The organism is Frigoribacterium sp. PhB24, from assembly GCF_003755185.1.
Taxonomy (GTDB): Bacteria; Actinomycetota; Actinomycetes; order Actinomycetales; family Microbacteriaceae; genus Frigoribacterium.
This window is the reverse complement of sequence record NZ_RKIC01000002.1, coordinates 1-16,681: the sequence shown is the minus strand read 5'-3', so window position 1 is coordinate 16,681 and position 16,681 is coordinate 1. Positions and strand designations below refer to the sequence as shown.

20 protein-coding genes and 1 pseudogene are annotated in these 16,681 nt (G+C 66.8%); 16 read left to right on the top strand and 5 right to left on the bottom strand.

Going from position 1 to position 16,681, the window contains the following annotated elements; genetic code table 11:
* Positions 1–2 precede the first annotated feature (2 nt).
* The 10 genes from EDF50_RS00235 to lnt all read left to right on the top strand — a co-directional run bounded on the left by EDF50_RS00235 (position 3) and on the right by lnt (position 8,175).
* Positions 3–677 (top strand): thioredoxin domain-containing protein, encoded by a 675-nt coding sequence (locus tag EDF50_RS00235; RefSeq protein ID WP_123517304.1) that lies wholly within the window; start codon positions 3–5, stop codon positions 675–677.
* Positions 670–1,008, top strand: a complete 339-nt coding sequence (locus EDF50_RS16510; RefSeq protein ID WP_158612594.1) for a hypothetical protein — start codon at positions 670–672, stop codon at positions 1,006–1,008. The genes EDF50_RS00235 and EDF50_RS16510 overlap by 8 nt, the downstream gene beginning before the upstream one ends.
* Before the next feature lie 8 nt (positions 1,009–1,016).
* The gene (locus EDF50_RS00230; RefSeq protein ID WP_123517302.1) at positions 1,017–1,685 is read left to right on the top strand and encodes a copper resistance CopC family protein; all 669 of its coding nucleotides are present in this window, start codon (positions 1,017–1,019) and stop codon (positions 1,683–1,685) included.
* A 56-nt stretch (positions 1,686–1,741) separates the two neighbouring features.
* Positions 1,742–3,604 carry a cytochrome c oxidase assembly protein gene (locus EDF50_RS00225; RefSeq protein WP_123517300.1) on the top strand — a complete coding sequence of 621 codons (1,863 nt, stop codon included), beginning with the start codon at positions 1,742–1,744 and terminating at the stop codon, positions 3,602–3,604.
* Entirely contained in the window at positions 3,601–4,206 is a 606-nt protein-coding gene (locus tag EDF50_RS00220) for a TlpA disulfide reductase family protein (protein WP_123517299.1), read from the top strand. The genes EDF50_RS00225 and EDF50_RS00220 overlap by 4 nt, the downstream gene beginning before the upstream one ends.
* Complete coding sequence (locus tag EDF50_RS00215) at positions 4,203–4,940, top strand: cytochrome c biogenesis CcdA family protein (protein WP_123517297.1); 738 nt, start codon at positions 4,203–4,205, stop codon at positions 4,938–4,940. Before EDF50_RS00220 ends, EDF50_RS00215 begins: the two co-directional genes overlap by 4 nt.
* A 14-nt stretch (positions 4,941–4,954) precedes the next feature.
* Entirely contained in the window at positions 4,955–5,419 is a 465-nt protein-coding gene (locus EDF50_RS00210; RefSeq protein WP_123517296.1) for a DUF3093 domain-containing protein, read from the top strand.
* A gap of 1 nt (position 5,420) precedes the next feature.
* Positions 5,421–6,368, top strand: a complete 948-nt coding sequence (locus tag EDF50_RS00205; RefSeq protein WP_123517293.1) for a cytochrome c oxidase assembly protein — start codon at positions 5,421–5,423, stop codon at positions 6,366–6,368.
* A gap of 68 nt (positions 6,369–6,436) precedes the next feature.
* Entirely contained in the window at positions 6,437–6,637 is a 201-nt protein-coding gene (locus EDF50_RS00200; protein ID WP_123517292.1) for a hypothetical protein, read from the top strand.
* The gene (gene lnt / locus EDF50_RS00195) at positions 6,634–8,175 is read left to right on the top strand and encodes an apolipoprotein N-acyltransferase (RefSeq protein ID WP_123517290.1); all 1,542 of its coding nucleotides are present in this window, start codon (positions 6,634–6,636) and stop codon (positions 8,173–8,175) included. The genes EDF50_RS00200 and lnt overlap by 4 nt, the downstream gene beginning before the upstream one ends.
* 80 nt (positions 8,176–8,255) lie before the next feature.
* Here lnt and phoA read toward each other — a convergent pair whose 3' ends face one another.
* From phoA to EDF50_RS00175, 4 genes are all read right to left on the bottom strand, one after another.
* Positions 8,256–10,172, bottom strand: a complete 1,917-nt coding sequence (gene phoA, locus EDF50_RS00190; RefSeq protein WP_123517289.1) for an alkaline phosphatase — start codon at positions 10,170–10,172, stop codon at positions 8,256–8,258.
* Between the two features lie 231 nt (positions 10,173–10,403).
* Positions 10,404–10,925 (bottom strand): signal peptidase II, encoded by a 522-nt coding sequence (locus tag EDF50_RS00185; protein WP_123517287.1) that lies wholly within the window; start codon positions 10,923–10,925, stop codon positions 10,404–10,406.
* The gene (locus EDF50_RS00180) at positions 10,922–11,536 is read right to left on the bottom strand and encodes a cadmium resistance transporter (protein WP_123517285.1); all 615 of its coding nucleotides are present in this window, start codon (positions 11,534–11,536) and stop codon (positions 10,922–10,924) included. The genes EDF50_RS00185 and EDF50_RS00180 overlap by 4 nt, the downstream gene beginning before the upstream one ends.
* On the bottom strand, positions 11,533–11,865 hold the full coding sequence (locus EDF50_RS00175; protein WP_123517283.1) for a helix-turn-helix transcriptional regulator: 333 nt from the start codon (positions 11,863–11,865) through the stop codon (positions 11,533–11,535). The genes EDF50_RS00180 and EDF50_RS00175 overlap by 4 nt, the downstream gene beginning before the upstream one ends.
* Before the next feature lie 503 nt (positions 11,866–12,368).
* Between EDF50_RS00175 and EDF50_RS00170 the strand changes: the two genes are divergently transcribed.
* From EDF50_RS00170 to EDF50_RS00145, 6 genes are all read left to right on the top strand, one after another.
* Positions 12,369–12,839: a universal stress protein gene (locus tag EDF50_RS00170; RefSeq protein WP_055976344.1), complete on the top strand. Its 471-nt coding sequence runs from the start codon at positions 12,369–12,371 to the stop codon at positions 12,837–12,839.
* Positions 12,830–13,576: a 2,3-bisphosphoglycerate-dependent phosphoglycerate mutase gene (locus EDF50_RS00165; RefSeq protein WP_123517281.1), complete on the top strand. Its 747-nt coding sequence runs from the start codon at positions 12,830–12,832 to the stop codon at positions 13,574–13,576. The genes EDF50_RS00170 and EDF50_RS00165 overlap by 10 nt, the downstream gene beginning before the upstream one ends.
* Position 13,577: 1 nt before the next feature.
* Entirely contained in the window at positions 13,578–14,930 is a 1,353-nt protein-coding gene (gene eno / locus EDF50_RS00160) for a phosphopyruvate hydratase (protein ID WP_123517280.1), read from the top strand.
* Complete coding sequence (locus EDF50_RS00155) at positions 14,927–15,463, top strand: CrcB family protein (protein ID WP_082454848.1); 537 nt, start codon at positions 14,927–14,929, stop codon at positions 15,461–15,463. Before eno ends, EDF50_RS00155 begins: the two co-directional genes overlap by 4 nt.
* Positions 15,463–15,837 carry a CrcB family protein gene (locus tag EDF50_RS00150; protein WP_123517326.1) on the top strand — a complete coding sequence of 125 codons (375 nt, stop codon included), beginning with the start codon at positions 15,463–15,465 and terminating at the stop codon, positions 15,835–15,837. The genes EDF50_RS00155 and EDF50_RS00150 overlap by 1 nt, the downstream gene beginning before the upstream one ends.
* A 173-nt stretch (positions 15,838–16,010) precedes the next feature.
* Positions 16,011–16,454, top strand: coding sequence for a hypothetical protein (locus EDF50_RS00145; RefSeq protein ID WP_123517278.1), 444 nt, complete (start codon positions 16,011–16,013; stop codon positions 16,452–16,454).
* Between the two features lie 33 nt (positions 16,455–16,487).
* On the opposite strand, the pseudogene EDF50_RS00140 reads toward EDF50_RS00145, so the two are convergent.
* Positions 16,488–16,681, bottom strand: a pseudogene (locus EDF50_RS00140) (C4-dicarboxylate ABC transporter); the annotation flags it as partial.

Here is a 16,681-nt window from a genome sequence, read left to right as displayed (position 1 = left end):
CCATGGTCAAGAACCAATTCATCGTCGCCGTCATCGCACTCATCGTCACCGCTGCCGTCGTCGTCGCGGTCATCATCTACAACGGCACGCGCACCGACACCGCCCAGCCCCTCGCCGCCGACCCCACCGTCGCACCGGCCAGTGCGGAAGTCGTTCGTGACGACACCCGCTACCTCGACCAGGTCGAGGGCGACGCCGTCACCGTCGTGGAGTTCCTCGACTTCGAGTGCGAGTCGTGCGCGGCCATGTACCCGTACGTCGAGCAGGTCCGGGAGAAGTACGCCGGGCAGATCAACGTCGCGGTCCGCTACTTCCCGATCCCGTCGCACCGGAACTCCGAGAACGCGGCCGTGGCCGTTGAGGCGGCTGCGGAGCAGGGCCAGCTCGAGGCGATGTACGCGCGCATGTACGAGACCCAGGCCGAGTGGGGCGAGAAGCAGGAGTCCGAAGCAGCCCTGTTCCGCACGTTCGCTGAAGACCTCGGGCTCGACATGACAGCGTTCGACGAGGCGGTGGCCGACCCGGCGACCCTCGAGCGCGTGGTCGCCGACCGGGCGGAGGGCACCGCCCTCGGCGTCACCGGCACCCCGACGTTCTTCGTCGACGGTCAGATGATCGAACTCACCGCCGTCGACGACCTCGACAAGGCCGTGGAAAGCGCAGTCGCCGGTGGCTAGGAACCGCGGGCGCGCCCGGAAAGAGCAACCCGTCGCTACTCCCCCGCCGAACCTCCGCACACTGGCCGTCCTCGGGCTGCTGCTGGCTTGCATCGCCGGCCCGGTCGGTTTCGTCGTCAGCCTTGTCGCGTTAATCCGCTCACGTCGAGCAGGTGAAAAGAACACGGTCGCTTTGGTCGGGATGATCGTCGGCCTCGCCACAACGGCGGCGTTCGTCGCCGGGGTCATCTACTTCCAAGCCGTCTTCGCCGGCCAGACCGGTGTCTGTGCCGAACTCGGCCCCGGCGACCACGACGGCGCCTTCGGCACCTTCACCTGCCCAGAGAACTGAGAAAGCCCATGACCTTCCCACCTCTTCGAAACCACATGACGGCCCTGCTAGTCATGCTCGCCCTCGCTGCTGGCCTCGCCGTGCTGGACGCTCGGCCCGCCGCCGCCCATGACGCCCTCGCCCGAGCAGTTCCCGCGGCTGATGAGACCGTAACGACCGAACTGTCCTCGGTGACTCTGACGTTCTCGGAGACACCGTTGGCGGAGTTCGCCAACGCCATCGCGTTGAACGTCACCGACCCCTCCGGGGCTTCCGTCACCACAGGCGCCCCTGTGGCGGACGGAACGACCCTTTCTGTTCCCGTCGAGGTCACCGAGGCAGGTCTGCACACCGTGACGTGGCAGAGCGTGTCGAGTGATGGACACACCATCTCCGGCACCTACACCTTCACCTACGCCGGCCCCGTCGCCGCAGCTGCCCCCACAACACCGGTCCCCGCCGCGAGCACACCGGCCGCCTCGGCCTCCGCCCCGGCGGAGGAAGAAGCACCGACGTCGGCCGCGACGCACTCTGCCACCGAGCCTGCTTCGAGTGACCTCATCCCGTGGATCGCGGGCGCGACGGCTCTTGCGGTGTTGATGCTGATTCCGGTCATCGTCATCCTCGCTCTCCGCGCCCGCCGCCGGAAGAAGGCCGAGACGGCGGACCCTGCGGAGACAGCAGGCACTGAGGAGTGAGCACACCTCTTCAGGCCCGCAGCACCACGAGCAATCTTCGGCCAGGAATCACGCTGGTGGTGGCCGCGGTCGTGGCCTTGGCGACCGTCGCGGTTCTGCTGGTGGCGGTGAAATCAAGCGAAATTGTGCTGATCGTGGACCCCGGAGAGATCGTGAGGTCTGGGTACACGGTCAGCAAGACGATCAGCAACAGTGCGGCCGCGATCGCCCTCGGTAGCTCTTTCCTCCTGGCCGCCGCCGTCCCCATTCACCAGCCCTCACAGCGAAGCTTGTTCCGCCTGCTGCGCAGCTCAGCTGCTGTCTGGGCCATCGCGGGCTTCGTTGCCAGCGTGTTCACGTTCGCCAACATCAGCGGCGTCCCACTCGATGAAGCCGGGACTGCCGCTTTCTGGTCGCAGTTCGCCTTCTACAGCACCGGCATTGAGCTCGGCCAGGCGTGGACGACCACCATTGCCGCAGCAGTCCTCGTCACCGTGTGGGCGTCACTCACCCACTCCCCCGGACACGCAGCAGCCCTCGCGGGGGTGAGCGCCTTGGCCCTGATACCTCTGGCTCAGCAAGGGCATGCGGCGGGTTCGGCGTCCCACAACCTCGCGGTTGTGTCGATCCTGATGCACGTCCTCTTCGCATCGATCTGGGTCGGCGGCCTCGTCGCCCTCGTCTGGCTCAGACGAACCCTCCCCGGGCACCTGTTCCCCGTCGTCCTCCGCCGCTACTCGACAATCGCGTTCGCGGCCTTCGTCGCCGTGGCGCTCTCGGGCCTCATTAGTGCCACCATCCGCATCACCGACCCCGCAACGCTCACCACCACCTCCTACGGCCTCATCGTCCTCGGCAAGGTCGTTGTGTTGGTCCTCGTCGGCGTCCTCGCTGCCGTCTTCCGTACGTGGCTGCTGCCGCACATCCACACCGGCCGAACGCGTCTTTTCTGGGCTTTAGCTGCCGTGGAGGTCACGTTCATGGGTGTCGCGTCCGGTCTTGCCGGCGTCCTCGCCCGCACCGCGCCTCCTGGCGCTGAGCAAGAGATCTACGAAACGGGTCCAGTGACCGCCGCTGAATCCCTCACCGGGTCGGTTTTCCCTGCACCGCCGAGCTGGGTCACCGTGTTCCAAGGTCAACCAGATCCGTTCTGGCTCCTCCTCATCCTCTTCTCCGCAGCGACCTACCTCCTCGCCACCCGTGCGCAACGCCGGGCCGGAACGCCCTGGCCGTGGCATCGCAGTGCACCCTTCCTAGCGGGCCTGCTCGTCGTTCTGTGGGTGACGTGTGGTCCGCTGTCGATCTACGCCACGTACCTCCTCAGCTCCTACGTGCTGACGATCGTGGCGCTTCTGCTCGCGGGGGCCTGTATCGCTCAGGGACGCCCGGGCGCCCTTGCTCGAGCGACCCTCAGGCTCAGAGAAGATGGAACGAGAGGCCCCCGGGAGTGGGCGACGTTCCTCCTTCGCCGGCCCCTAGGCCTGTTCGACGACAGCCCGCTCGGGGTCGGCTTGATCGTGCTGGTGACCGTGGTGCTGGCCATGATCCCGGCGGGCATGCGCTGGGCGGTGACCGAGCCCCTCGGTCGTGTCGTCGTCCTCACCGCTGTCGTTGTCGCCGGCGCCGTGCTGGGGTCCGCTCTCCGACGGGCATTGACCGGCCGCAGAGCTGGCGACATCGCCCTGATCGGCGGCCTTGCCGCCTGTGCTCTTGCGGGTACCGCGGTGACTCTTTTGGGGCCGACCGTGATGCTCGACTGGTTCAAGACGATGAACCCCGGCGGACACCCCGCCGCCGACGCCGATCAGCGCCTCGGGAGCGTCATCCTCCTCATCAGCGCCGCCGCCACCGCTCTCACCGCAACAGTCCTGGCCCTCCGTGCTCTCACCGGGCCCCGCGCCGCCACCCCGTCCCTTACCTCGGAGGACTCACGTTCATGACACGCCCCACCATTCGAACCCTTGTCGCCGCTGCCCTGGTCGCCACCGTGGCCATCGTCACGTCGGGTTGCGGCCCGAGCGATTCTGTCGCGGAACAGTACGCGGACGGGTCCACGAAGAACTACATCGGCGGCGACGGCACCGTAGTCGAGATCCCTCCGGCCAACAGGGGTGAACCGATCTCCTTCACCAGCACCACAGACCTCGGCGAACCGCTGGACTCAGCCGACTACGACGGCGACGTGATGGTGGTCAACTTCTGGTACGCCGCTTGCCCCCCGTGCCGAGCCGAAGCTCCTGACCTCGAAGCCCTTCACCAGCAGTACCAAGACCAGGGCGTGTCCTTCATCGGAGTGAACGTCCGCGACCAGGCGAGCACCGCGGTCGCCTTCGCGGAACGGTTCGATGTCACCTACCCCTCCGTCATCGACATCACCGACAGCGCCGTGCAGCTGGCGTTCGCCGGCCAGGTGTCCCCGAACGCCGTTCCCACCACGATCGTCGTCGACCGAGAGGGCCGGGCAGCCGCCCGGATCACCGGCCGAGCCGAGAAATCCATCCTCAACTCCCTCATCACCACCGTCCTCGACGAGACCCCGTGAACCTCGCCGACACCGTCTTCGGCGGCCAGCTCCTCCTTGCCGTCCCGATCGCCCTCCTGGCAGGGCTGGTCTCTTTCGTGAGCCCGTGCGTTCTGCCTCTCGTCCCTGGCTACCTCGGTTACGTCGGGGGTCTTGCCGACCCCACCGCGAAGACAGGTAAAAGACGGCTATTAATCGGAGTGGGCTTGTTCGTGGCGGGGTTCGCTGCGGTGTTCATCGCTTACGGGGCCCTGTTCGGGGCGCTGAGCGTGTGGCTGATCCAGTGGCAGGGCCTCGTCACCCGCATCCTCGGAATCGTCGTGATCCTGATGGGGCTGGTGTTCATCGGGCAGGTCAGCTTCCTGCAACGCTCCTTGACTCCGCGGTGGCGGCCCGTCACCGGCCTTGCCGGCGCACCGCTTCTCGGAGTCGTCTTCGGCCTGGGATGGACCCCGTGTTTCGGGCCGACCCTTGCCGCGATCTCAGCTCTCAGCCTCAGCAGCGGCTCCGCAGGACGCGGGGCCCTCCTCGGGTTGGCGTACTGCATAGGTCTCGGGCTGCCCTTCGTGCTGGTCGCCCTGGGCCTGTCCTGGGTGACCGGATCTGTGGCGTTCGTCAAACGCCACATCCGCGCCATCAACCTCGCCGGCGGTGCCGTCCTCATCGCCGTCGGCATCGCCATGGCCACCGGCATCTGGACCGCCCTGATCTACCAGCTCCAGGGCCTCATCAACGGCTTCGTCCTGCCCCTCTGACCGACCAGGAACCTATGACTTCCCTCCCTCTGCACCGCGAACGACTCACCCCCTCGCCGGCGTTCTACCTCGCGATCGTGCTGGTGATCCCGGCCACCTTCTTGGTGTTCCTGCCCATCAACGTCACCGCCGGGATCATCGTCGCGGCCGTTCTCTACCTCGGCTCTGTCGCCGCCTTCATCGTCACCTCCCCCGTCGTCCAGGTCACCCCGGAGGGGTTCTTCGCCGGCGCCGCCCGACTCACACCTGACGAGATCGGGACAGTCACCACCTACACCGGCGGAGACGCCACACAACAACGCGGGCCCCGCTTGGACGCCCGGGCGTGGACGCTGTTCCGGGGGTGGGTGCATCCCGTGGTGAAGATCGAGCTTCTCGACGAGACAGACCCGGCACCGTACTGGCTCGTGTCCACCCGGCACCCCGACGAACTCGCGGCAGCCCTGGCCACGGTGACCCGCTCGAAGGAGGGCGCCTGAGATGCCGGCCCTTGACCTCGCCGTTCTGCTGGGCTGGGCCCAGGGGCCGGTGTCCCCTGTCGCGATCGGCGCCGCCCTGTTGGCAGCCGGCTACGTGCTCCTGTTTCGCCGGGCGCGACGCCGAGACCGGGCCCTTGCTCCTGACCGGCGTGGCCCTGGTGTCGGACAGGCAGCGGTGTTCGTTCTGGGTTGCGTACTCATCGTCCTGGTCACCGCAACGGGGGTGCAGACCTACAGCCGGGAACTGTTCTCGGCGTTCATGTTCCAGCAGCTGACGCTGCTGATGATCGTGCCGCCGCTGCTCATCCTCGGACGACCAGGAACGGTGCTGCTGCGGGGCCTGCCCCGGCACGGCTTAGGACTTGTCGCACTTCGGGCAGCTGTCGGGTCGCTCAGATCGAGCTTCGCCCGTGCAGTCGTGAACCCGATCGCCGTGTTCCCTCTGCTGCTGGTTCCGCTGTTCGGGCTCTACCTGACCGGCGCCATCGACGCGCTCCTCGCCACAGAAGCAGGACGAGCGGCCCTGCAAATCGGCTTCGTCGCTGTCGGGGTGGTGGTCATGGTGCCCCTGGTGTCCACAGACCCGCTGCCTCGACAGACGTCCTACGTCATTCGGGTCTTCGACGCGTTCCTCGAGATGCAGATCCACGCCGCTTTCGGCCTCACCCTGATCTTCAGCAGCACCCCTCTCGTCGCAGCCTTCAGCAGCCCCTCACCGAGCCTTGGCGTTGATGCCCTCCGCGATCAACAGCTCGCCGGTGCCCTGGTGTGGACGTACGGGGAACTCCCCGTCGTGGTGATCCTCCTCGTCAGCCTCACCCGCTGGCAACGACAGGACACCCGAAAGGCCGCAAAAGCGGCGAGACGGGCCGACGTCGAAGGCGACACCGAACTCGACGACTACAACGCCTACCTCAGGAACATCAACAGTGGCGGCCGAGATGACTAGGACAATTACGCCACCGGCAAGGGCTACAGGTCTCCCTCATCCACCCGTCACAACGAAGGACGCCACTCATGCCTGAATCGTTCTGGGGCTCAGCTATCTTCTCCGTCGTCCCGAGCCTGGTGGTGGGGATCATCTTCTGGTTCGTCGTCCGGGCACTCGTGCGCGCCGACCGCAACGAACGGCAGGCCTACGCCGCGATCGACAAGGAAGAACGCGAGCGGGCCGCGCACCAACGTGGCGACGCGCCAGAAAACCCCGACGGCCCATGAGGCCGCCAGGCAAGGTATCGACGGCTCCCGCGATCATGCCGCTACCTGCTGCTTTCGCGGCCGCGGCAGCAGGTGGAGCCATTCTCGATGGCGCCTTTCCCGACAAGAACTGGTGGCCATTAGCCTTCCTGGGGATCGGCTTGATACTGGCGGCCCTCCCCGGACGACGCGCAGGGGCAGCGTTCGCTGTCGGGTTTGTCGCGGGCATTTCGTTCTACGGATTCCACATTCAGTGGGTAGCGCTCTTCCTCGGGCCCGTCCCGATCGCAGCGCTCGTTCTCTTGCAGGCGTTGCTGTTCGCGGCGGGATGCGTGGCGATCACCCTGGCGTATCGGTGGCTCCCCCGGCTGTGGCTAGGCCCGTGGGGAGCCTGCCTCGGGGTCCCGGCCGTGGTGGCGGCAGTGTGGTGTGCCCGTGAGGCGGTGTCGAGCACTTGGCCGTACGGCGGGTTCTCCTGGGGTCGGGCCGCGATGTCACAATCCACCAGCCCTCTCCGAGAGGCCTTCGCGTGGCTAGGGATATCTGGTGTCGGGTTCGTCATGGTCCTCGTTGTCGCGATGATTTTGCAGATCGTCAGCACCAGAGCACTGCGACACCCCAGCCGGTGGATTGCACCGGTGGCCGCCGCGACACTGCTCGTGGGTCTGCCGGCGTGGCCGATCGCGCAGACAGGGACGATGCGGGTGGGCGCTGTGCAGGGGAATGGTCCGGCGGGCTACTTTGACGACAGCAACCCCGGGGACCTCACCCAGGCCCAAGTCGACGCCACCGTGCCCCTTCTCGATGAACGTCTCGATGCTGTTCTCTGGCCCGAAGGCGCCACGGACCGAAGCCCCCTCGATGACTACGACACGGCTGCAGCGTTTGATGCGATCGCCCAGGCAACCGCTGCACCCCTGATCGGATGGGCCATCACGGAACGTGACGGAAAGACCTACAACACGGAGATCCAGTGGGAGCCAGGCCGTGGCCCTGTCGACTTCTACGACAAGAAGCACCCCGTCCCGTTCGGGGAGTATGTCCCCGACCGGGCGTTCTGGCGATCCCTGGCACCTGACCTGGTCGACATGGTTGCTCGCGACTACACCCCAGGGACAACTGACCCCATCTTTGACATCTCCGGGGTCCCGGTCGGCATCAGCATTTGCTTCGACATCGTCGACGACGACGTACTCCGCCAGTCCGTCACCGAAGGGGCCCAGGTGCTGTTCTCGTCCTCCAACAACGCCGACTTCGGACGCTCCGACCAGAGCGCCCAACAGCTCGCCATCGCCCGAATTCGGGCGATCGAGCTGGGGCGGAGTGTCGTCAACATCTCGACCGTCGGCCGCAGCGCCGTGATCGCGCCTGACGGCTCTGTGACAGCTGAGCTTCCGTGGTTCAGTCCTGGGGTGTTGGTGGAGGACGTTTCGTTGTCGACCACTTTGACGCCGGCGGCTAAGTGGGGCGGCCAGATCGAGACAGCCATCAGCGTCACTGGTCTGGGTGTCCTGATGGGTGCCGGCGTCCTCTCCCGGGGAAGAGGCGCAAGGCGGTAGACGGCGGACGACGCACAGAGGAGGCGTGGCACCAACCGGTGCCACGCCTCCTCCTGGTTCACACGAACTCTGTCCGTTCGTTACATCTGCACACCAGAGTGGTCGATCATGCCTACGCGGCGGCGGCGGCGCGCGACGAGCACCGCACCGGCACCAGTCAGCATGAGGGCGAGCAGCAACGCCGGCAGGACCTCGGAGCCTGTGAAGGCGAGGGGACCGTTGCCGGACCCGGCGGTCCCGACACCACCGGCGGTGTTGCCGCCGTCAGTGGGCACAGCACCAGGGGTCGGGGTGGCGGACGGGGCCGGGGTGACGGCGCCGGCGATGACGTTCACCGCGGCGGTGGGCTGCACACCCGACTGAACCCCGGTCAGGGTGACCGTTCCAGCGCCCAGTGAGGTCGGGGCCGTGACCGTGAAGGTCGCGATGCCGTCGATGACGTCGACGTAGCCAAGGTCGACGGGGTCACCGGTGGCAGGGGTGAACACGCCCGAGACCTGACGGTCACCCTCGATCCCGGAGGCGGTCACGGTGAAGTCTGTTCCGGGAGCGACCTCGGCCGGGGCGGAGATCGTGGCGTCATTGCTGAGTCCGTCGAGGTTCCGGTCGAGCTCGAGCGCGTCGACGATGGTGAAGAAGTTATCGGTCTGGTCGATCAGGCCGACGACGTTGGCAGCGCCGGGACCGTAGCCGGCAACGCGGAGCTGGCTGCCGGTGTGCTGCTGCGAGCCACCAGCCGCGGCCGTACCGTAGGCGATCTTCATCGTGCTTCCCTCGTTGGTCAGCAGCGACGTGCTGAGCGAGGTGGGAGGGGTTCCGTCGACGATCTGGCTGGTGTGGGCGTGGTCGGCGGTGACGATGACCATCGTGTTTCCGTCAGCCTTGGCGAAGTCGAGCGCGGCCTGGACTGCCTCGTCGAGGTCGAGGACTTCACCTATCTGGCCGCACGCGTCGGCGCTGTGGTCGCGCTTGTCGATCGAGGCGCCCTCGACCTGGAGGAAAAAGCCGTCTTCGTTGTCGAGCAGGTCGATCGACTTCTCAGTCATCGCCTGAAGCGAGAGGTCCGTCGAGAGGCGGGCAGGGTTCGGCGTGCAGCGCTGCGGGGCGAGGTCGCCGCCACCGACGGTGGCCGTCGAGGGCGCGAAGCGCGTGGGGAAGTTGCCGTCCGTGAACGTGCCCAGCACGGGCGCGGTCTGGTCGGCCGCGGCAAGGCCGTTCAGGCCCGCCGCGTCGCCGATGACCTGGTAGCCGCGGTCGCCGGCCTGGTCGAAGAGCGTGTCGCCCTGGTACTGGCCGGCACGGGCCGCCTGGCGGAACGAGGCCGAGCCGCCACCGAGGGTGAGGTCGGCGCGCGTGCCGATGATCTGCTCGCTGATCGAGCCGAGACCACCCTGGTCGAGAGCGTCGGCACCGCACTGGGTGACGCTGTCGGGGCCGTAGCAGCTGCGCGCGGCGACGTGCGCGGCCTGGACGGCGGGGGTCGCGTCCTGGATCTCGGAGGTAGTGACGTTGCCGGTCTTCAGGCCGTTGGCCTTGGCGATCTCGAGCAGGGTGTCCTGCGGGGTGCCGGCGATGTCGACCGAGACGGCGTTGTCGTACGTCTTCGTGCCGGTGGCCCACGCGGAGCCGGTCGCGGCGGAGTCGGGTACGTAGTCGGCCTTGCCGTCCTTCGTGAGCGAGTACGTCGTGTACTGACCCGTCAGGGGCAGGGCGTCGATGCCAGGCAGGACACCGCCCGCGCCGTACTCGTAGTTGCGGGCCGAGGTGATTTCGGAGTCGCCCATGCCGTCACCGATTAGCAGGATGACGTTCTTCGCCGGGCCGCCCTGGACGGAGTCGAGGATCGCCTGGGTGCTGTCGTCGATGCTACGGGCGGCACCACCGTTCTGGGCAACGTCTGCGGGAGTTGCGGCGACGGCTGCGGTCGGGACGAGGGCGACGGAGGCAGCAAGCGCCACCGCTCCGAACGTCGTGGCCGCTGCGCGGCCGGAAGTCATCAGTGACACGTGTCTGCTCCAGGTGATCGTGATCCGTGAGCGCCATGCGGAAGCCGCTACAGCGCAGGAACCAGCAGACCCCGACTCGGTAAACCGTCGATGAACACCCCCCGGCCCGCACACCAATAAAGACCCTCGACTAGGGGGTAGCAGGAAGAGCTTGCGGATGGAGACAAATCTTCTGGGGCCTGCTCGACCGGAAGCGGGACTGAGCGGTAAGTCGCCGATTTTCTACGTTGTCGGTGGAGTGTCAGCCGGGTGACGTCGGGTGGGCTTCGAATCGCACGCCACGGATACAACCGCGAAGCTGATGAGACCGACTGTGGTGAAGATGTCGGCGACATTGAAGATGGCAAACCAGTCGATCGCGATGAAGTCGACGACCTCACCAGACAGGGGGCCTTTGTCCGCTCGCGAGATGCGGTCCCAAACGTTGCCCGTGGCTCCGCCGAGAACGACCGCGAGAAGGAATGTCGCAAACGTCCTCCTTTCCTTCAGTGCCCGAACAAGGACCCAGGCGGCGAGGGCCGCAACGATCGCTATGATGCCGACGGTCAGGGCTGGGCCGAACTCGGCCCCGAGACCAAACGCGACACCGGGGTTGAACACGAGCCGGAGACTTGCGCCGAGTCCTAAATCGATTTGACGCTCTGCGCCGAGAAATGACAGCGCCCATGCCTTCGACACCTGATCAAGAACGAACGCAGCCGCAGTGATCACGACTGCACCGGCGACCCGCCCTCCGGCCGTCATGAGAGGGCCTCGACGAGCCGAATGAGGACACCGGACTCGATCAGGATGTAGAGCCCGAGGCCGATAAACACTGCGGGCACGAGCCAGTGCTCGACTCTTTCGAGCAGCTCACTGACGGTTTTGCTCGTTCCGATGAAGCGAGCGGTGAGGCACCACACCGCCACCAGGACAAGGAACACGATGATTGTGACGACGGTGTCCTGCACGGGGTTTGTCCGGAACACGGGCGTGTAGAGCGAGATGTTGTCGGCACCGTTGGCGATTGTGATGCCGGCAACTCCTAGGAGACCAACTGCGGAAATTGCGTCGTCATCGTCATCGTCGTCGTCATCGCCTCGGCGCCGAAGGGTGCGAACGAGACCGTAGATGCCGATGGCAAGCGGAATGAGGCCGAGGAATCCAACCCACTTATCCGGCACGATTGTGAGCCCCGCAGCGGCCACGACGCTGATGGCGACGAGGGTCACGAACCCGGAGTACTGACCGACAACAACCTTCCACCCGGGCAGAGCGCCTCGTGCTGACGCAACGAAAAGAACGGTCAGGACGACGAGGTCGTCGATGTTGGTGGCCGCGAAAAGACCGACCGCGGCGACGATGGTGCCGATCATCGGGTCTGGCTTCCGTAAGTCGTGCACAAGTCGACCTTGTGCCCGGTAGAGGCAAGCAGCTGCTCGGCGGATTCGAGGACGTCAAGGACTTCCGGTGTGGCCACTGAGTAAAAGTTCTGCCGCCCCTCGGCGCGAGCGGTGACAAGGCCGCAGTCTCGAAGGCAGGCGACATGCTCAGAAACAGTGGACTGGGCTAAACCAAGTTCGTCAGTGAGATCCCGTACACGCGCTTCGCTTTGGCTGAGTCGGCGCAGGATGAGCAGACGGCTCGGGTCTGCCAGCGAATGGAACAGCGAAACCGCTGCAGTTAACTCTTTAATAATCGGCACGCGCCGATGATATCAATTCCAGCCGATTTTTGGCGAGCTGAGGAACACCCGCGATCTGAGACCGAGGAGCATGCGCCACCCCTCCCCGTTCGTCTCATTAGACGATCGGTCACCGACCAACGGCGGACGCTAGCCACTCCCCCGCAGCTACGGGGCGCAGGCTGTCTCGATAGATCAGTCCGAAACTGATCTCGGTGAACGATCGGTCACCGACCAGCAGCGGACGCTAGCCACTCCCCCGCAGCTACGGGGCGCAGGCTGTCTCGATAGATCAGTCCGAAACTGATCTCGGTGAACGATCCCCTATCGGGACTGGCCAACACACCCTTTTCTTGGTCGGAACGAATGTTGTATCAGCAGGTGCAGCTTGGTCGGATCAGTGCTTTACTGAGCGTGGCGGAGACGCCACGGCGGTGGGGCTCGCCGTCACCAACCTCGACTCAGGTCGACAACAGTCCCTATCTCATCCACTGGCGTGCCCAGATACCGAGATAGGAGACCAGATGACCACCGACACCATCGTCGTCGGAGCCCATACCCGGACGGCCAACACCGTTCTCTCGACCGCCGCCCGGTTCGCGGCCCGGTTGTCGGCACAACTCGTCGTCGTGCAGGTCGACGACTCCCGCGTCCCCGCCGACCCCGACGACGCCAGCGGCCGAGGGGCGACCGTTCCCCTCGACCCAGACGAGTACGACGACGACGCCGTCGACAGATCTGCCCTCGAGGCGACGGCAGCCCGGCTCCGCACCGACGTGCAGATCACGGTCGACGTCCGTGTCCTCGCCGGTGACCCCGCAAAGGCGTTGGCCCGCGTCGCCGCCGACACGCACGCCGTGATGATCGTCGTCGGATCCTCGAACGGTCCGGCCGCGGGCCTGAAGGCTGCACTGCACGGGTCCACGGCATCGTTCCTCATGCACCATCAACCCGTGCCGGTACTCGTGGTGCCGGTCTCGAAGGCATGGCCGTGACGACCCGGATCGTCCTCGTGCGACATGGCGAAAGCCAGGCCAATGCCGACGGGCTGTTCACCGGTATCACCGACTCACCCCTCACGACCGGAGGCCGGGAAGAGGCCCGCCGTGCTGCACACCTGCTCGACGAGGCGGGTTTCCGCCCGGCATCGATCCTGTGCTCACCGCTGGCCCGTGCAACTGAGACTGCCCGCGTCATGGTGGCCGAGAACAAGTGGCCCGTGCCCGTCACCGTCGACGTGCGACTCCGGGAACGCGATTACGGCGACCTGACCGGACGGACCAAGGCGGATGTTCGCCGCTCAGACGGCGAGGAGGACTTCACCCTGTGGCGGCGCTCCCTGGACACCCCGCCCCCGCCGTCCTCTGACGCGCTGTTCGCGAAGCTGTGGGCTCAGGATGCCCTCCGTCATGTGGAACCCGAGAACCGGACCAGGGCCGAGAGCCTGCTCGACGTCATCGCCCGGGTCCGCCCCGTCACCGAGGCGGTCCAGGCCGGGACCGCCGGCGGCACCGTGCTCGTGGTGGGCCATGGCAACAGCCTCCGCGCACTCTGCCTGCTGCTCGACGCGTTGACCCCGCTCGAGGTCGCCGCGCTCAACATCCCGACCGGACACCCCCTGATGTACGACCTCGCCTCCGATGGGCATCCGCTGACGCGGGGCGGCACGTATCTCGACCCGGCCGCAGCGGCCCTCGCCGCCACGGTCATCACCCACGAAGGAGGAACCTGACATGAACGACTACATCAGCAACCGCACCATCCACACCCACGACGTCGGCACCTACGTCACCCACGGAGGTGCACACCCCGTCCAGATCGTGTCCGCTCTCGGGCGGTCGATCTTGGACTCCCGCGGCTTCCCCACCGTCCAAGTCGACCTCGAACTCGCCGATGGGTCCGTCGTGTCAGGCTCCGCCCCTGCCGGAGCGTCAACCGGTGCCCATGAAGCTGTAGAACTCCGAGACGGTGGCGCAGCGTTCGGCGGCAAAGGTGTTCGACAGGCCGCGCAGATGGTCACCACCGAGATCGGCGACCTCCTCACCTCACGCCCCTGGGCCGGGATCAGCGAGATCGATCGTGCCCTCGCCGACCTCGACGGCACTTCGAACTGGTCGAGGCTAGGCGCCAACGCCGTCGTCGCGACCTCGATCGCGGCGTCCCGGGCGCTGGCCCGCGAAGCCGGCCTGCCCCTGCACCGGTGGATCGCCCTGCTGTCGGGGACGAACGAAACGCTCCCCGTCCCGCACTTCAACGTCCTGAACGGAGGCGCCCACGCAGCTAACGACCTCGACTTCCAGGAATTCATGATCGCTCCCGTCGGAGCGACCAGCGAGGAGGAGGCGGTACAGACCGGCGCCGAGGTCTACCACGCCCTGAAGACGCTCGTACAGACCCGCTACGGCACCGCAGGCCTCGGCGACGAGGGCGGCTTCGCCCCGGCGATCAGCAACCCCGAGGAGGCCCTCGACCTCATCGTCCAGGCGATCACCGACGCTGGCCACCGGGCAGCGCTGGACGACGTCGCCATCGCCCTCGACCCTGCCGCGAACGGATTCGGCGACGGAGACGGCCGATACCGAGTCGCCGGGCAAGACCTCGATCGTGGAAGTCTCGCGGACCGGTACGGGGCCCTGCTCGAGGCGTACCCGATCAGGAGCATCGAAGACGCGTTCCACGAGGACGACCACGACGGGTGGGCGCTGATGGCGTCGCGGTTCGGCGGACGGGTTCAGCTCGTCGGCGATGACCTCTACGTGACTGACCCCAGAAGGATCGCCGAAGGCGCGGAGCAGGGCTGGTCGGACGCCGTTCTCATCAAGCCGAACCAGATCGGTTCTGTCAGCCAGACCCTCGACGCGATCGCGACGGCCCGGTCCCACGGCATGGCCTGCATGGTGTCGCACCGCTCCGGGGAGACCACCGACACGTTCATCGCCGACCTCGTCGTCGGCACCGGGGTCGGCCAGATCAAATCCGGTGCCCCCGCACGCGGGGAACGGGTCTGCAAGTACAACCGCCTGACCGACATCGAAGCCGATCAGCACGGACTTTCCTACGGCCTCAGCACGAAGGACGATGCATGACCTCACCTTCACCTGACACACCGTTTCCGCCGCTGCCCTCGAGCAGAGGCGACGAGTTCGACGGGCTGGGCCAGAACCCCGACCTCGATGTCGACGACTCCACGGGCACCGAACGGCCCGTGCACCTGCGGTGGCGGTTCATCGGACTCGTCACCCTCGGCGGCACGATCGGCACGGGCCTGCGCGAAGGCCTGGCGTTGAACTTCCCCGCAGCCCCGGGCAGCATCCCGCTGACGATCCTGCTGATCAATGTCGTCGGTGCGTTCGCGCTCGGGCTGCTCCTCGAGTCGCTGGTGCGACGAGGGCCGGACGCGGGTCGCCGACGCGACCTGCGTCTGCTCATCGGAACAGGCGTTCTCGGCGGATTCACCACCTACAGCGCCCTCGCAGTCGACACCGCGACCCTGCTCGGTGACGCGCTGCCGATCGCCATCGCCTACGGTGTGGGCTCGGTCGTGCTCGGCGCCGTGGCTTCCTGGGCCGGCATCACCGTCGGTGCCGCCCTCCACCGCCGTTCTGAGGCGGCGTCGTGATCGCCCCATGGCTCTTCGTCGCGACCGCGGTCGCCGGTGGTGTGGGCGCGGCCCTGCGCCTCGTCGTCGACGGCGCCGTCCGCAGCACGTGGTCGGCTCCCATTCCGCTGGCGACCCTGGTCATCAACGTCAGCGGGTCGTTCGTGCTCGGCTTGCTCACCGGTCTCGCCGACCACGCGGGGCTGCCCCGAGAGTGGCTGCTCGTCGCGGGCGGCGGGCTCATGGGCGGCTACACCACGTTCAGCACCGCGAGCGTCGAGACCGTGCGCCTCCTGGCCGAGAAGAAACGGGTCGCTGGGATCGCCAACGGCGCGGGCATGCTGCTGCTCGCCGTCGCTGCCGGGCTCGTCGGCCTCATCATCGGCACGTCATGACACCCTTCTGACTTCCGGGGCGACGACTGACCAGGCGTCACCCCGGAACCGCCCAGGACGACCTGGTCACAGCCGACGCCTTCCTTCTCCGTCCGTGAGACGATCACCACCTCAGTCGGCGGCCGCCGACTCCCTTTTCCGTTTCGACGAACGAGTGAGCAGGAGAGAGCATCATGAGCAACACCGTCATCCATGACTTGGTTTCCGAGATGCTGAGTCGGCTTCCGTCCGGTGGAGGCGTCGTGGCTGTGGATGGCGATGCTGGCGAGCAAGTCTCGGACATGGGCAGTCAGTTGGCTCTAGAGATCAGCGCGAGAGGCCTCACGTCGTCCGTCCGAGCATTCACGGGCAAGGACTTCGAGTCCTTGCCCGCCGACACGGACGTGGTGTTGGTCGTCGGCGAAGGCGCGCTGCAGCCTGACGTCCGGACGCGGTGGAACTGGACTCTGTGGGTGGAGGCCTCCGGGGTGCGTGATCCGGCGAGCAACGACCGCACTGCGGTGGCGTTCGAGAGCTACCGGTCCCGTGACGAGCCCAAGGGCGCCGCCTCGGCCATAGTCGACGTCAGTGACCCCGAGGCCCCCCATCGTGACTGGAACGACGCCTGTTCGATCTGAGCCGCTCCCCCACGCCCCCCTCGTCGTCCGCGGTCAGGGCAGAGGACGGGGAGGCGCGAGGAGCGTTCCGCGGATGACGCTGCCGTGGGAGGTGCGCACGGCGACCGTGATCCAGGCCCCGACGAGCCCGACGTAGAACACGACCGCCAGTACCTGCAGCGCGACGAGTCCCGTGTGCAGGGCCAGACCGTTCAGGCCTGTCACGCAGGTGCCGACGGGGAAGGTGA

Coding starts and splice junctions, on each gene's coding strand:
- EDF50_RS00185 (WP_123517287.1), bottom strand. CDS start 10,925: ATGACGGCCGGAGGGCGGGTCGCCGGTGCAGTCGTGATCACTGCGGCT.
- lnt (WP_123517290.1), top strand. CDS start 6,634: ATGAGGCCGCCAGGCAAGGTATCGACGGCTCCCGCGATCATGCCGCTA.
- EDF50_RS00220 (WP_123517299.1), top strand. CDS start 3,601: ATGACACGCCCCACCATTCGAACCCTTGTCGCCGCTGCCCTGGTCGCC.
- EDF50_RS00200 (WP_123517292.1), top strand. CDS start 6,437: ATGCCTGAATCGTTCTGGGGCTCAGCTATCTTCTCCGTCGTCCCGAGC.
- EDF50_RS00235 (WP_123517304.1), top strand. CDS start 3: ATGGTCAAGAACCAATTCATCGTCGCCGTCATCGCACTCATCGTCACC.
- EDF50_RS00210 (WP_123517296.1), top strand. CDS start 4,955: ATGACTTCCCTCCCTCTGCACCGCGAACGACTCACCCCCTCGCCGGCG.
- EDF50_RS00205 (WP_123517293.1), top strand. CDS start 5,421: ATGCCGGCCCTTGACCTCGCCGTTCTGCTGGGCTGGGCCCAGGGGCCG.
- phoA (WP_123517289.1), bottom strand. CDS start 10,172: ATGACTTCCGGCCGCGCAGCGGCCACGACGTTCGGAGCGGTGGCGCTT.
- EDF50_RS00170 (WP_055976344.1), top strand. CDS start 12,369: ATGACCACCGACACCATCGTCGTCGGAGCCCATACCCGGACGGCCAAC.
- EDF50_RS00165 (WP_123517281.1), top strand. CDS start 12,830: ATGGCCGTGACGACCCGGATCGTCCTCGTGCGACATGGCGAAAGCCAG.
- eno (WP_123517280.1), top strand. CDS start 13,578: ATGAACGACTACATCAGCAACCGCACCATCCACACCCACGACGTCGGC.
- EDF50_RS00180 (WP_123517285.1), bottom strand. CDS start 11,536: ATGATCGGCACCATCGTCGCCGCGGTCGGTCTTTTCGCGGCCACCAAC.
- EDF50_RS00155 (WP_082454848.1), top strand. CDS start 14,927: ATGACCTCACCTTCACCTGACACACCGTTTCCGCCGCTGCCCTCGAGC.
- EDF50_RS00145 (WP_123517278.1), top strand. CDS start 16,011: ATGAGCAACACCGTCATCCATGACTTGGTTTCCGAGATGCTGAGTCGG.
- EDF50_RS00230 (WP_123517302.1), top strand. CDS start 1,017: ATGACCTTCCCACCTCTTCGAAACCACATGACGGCCCTGCTAGTCATG.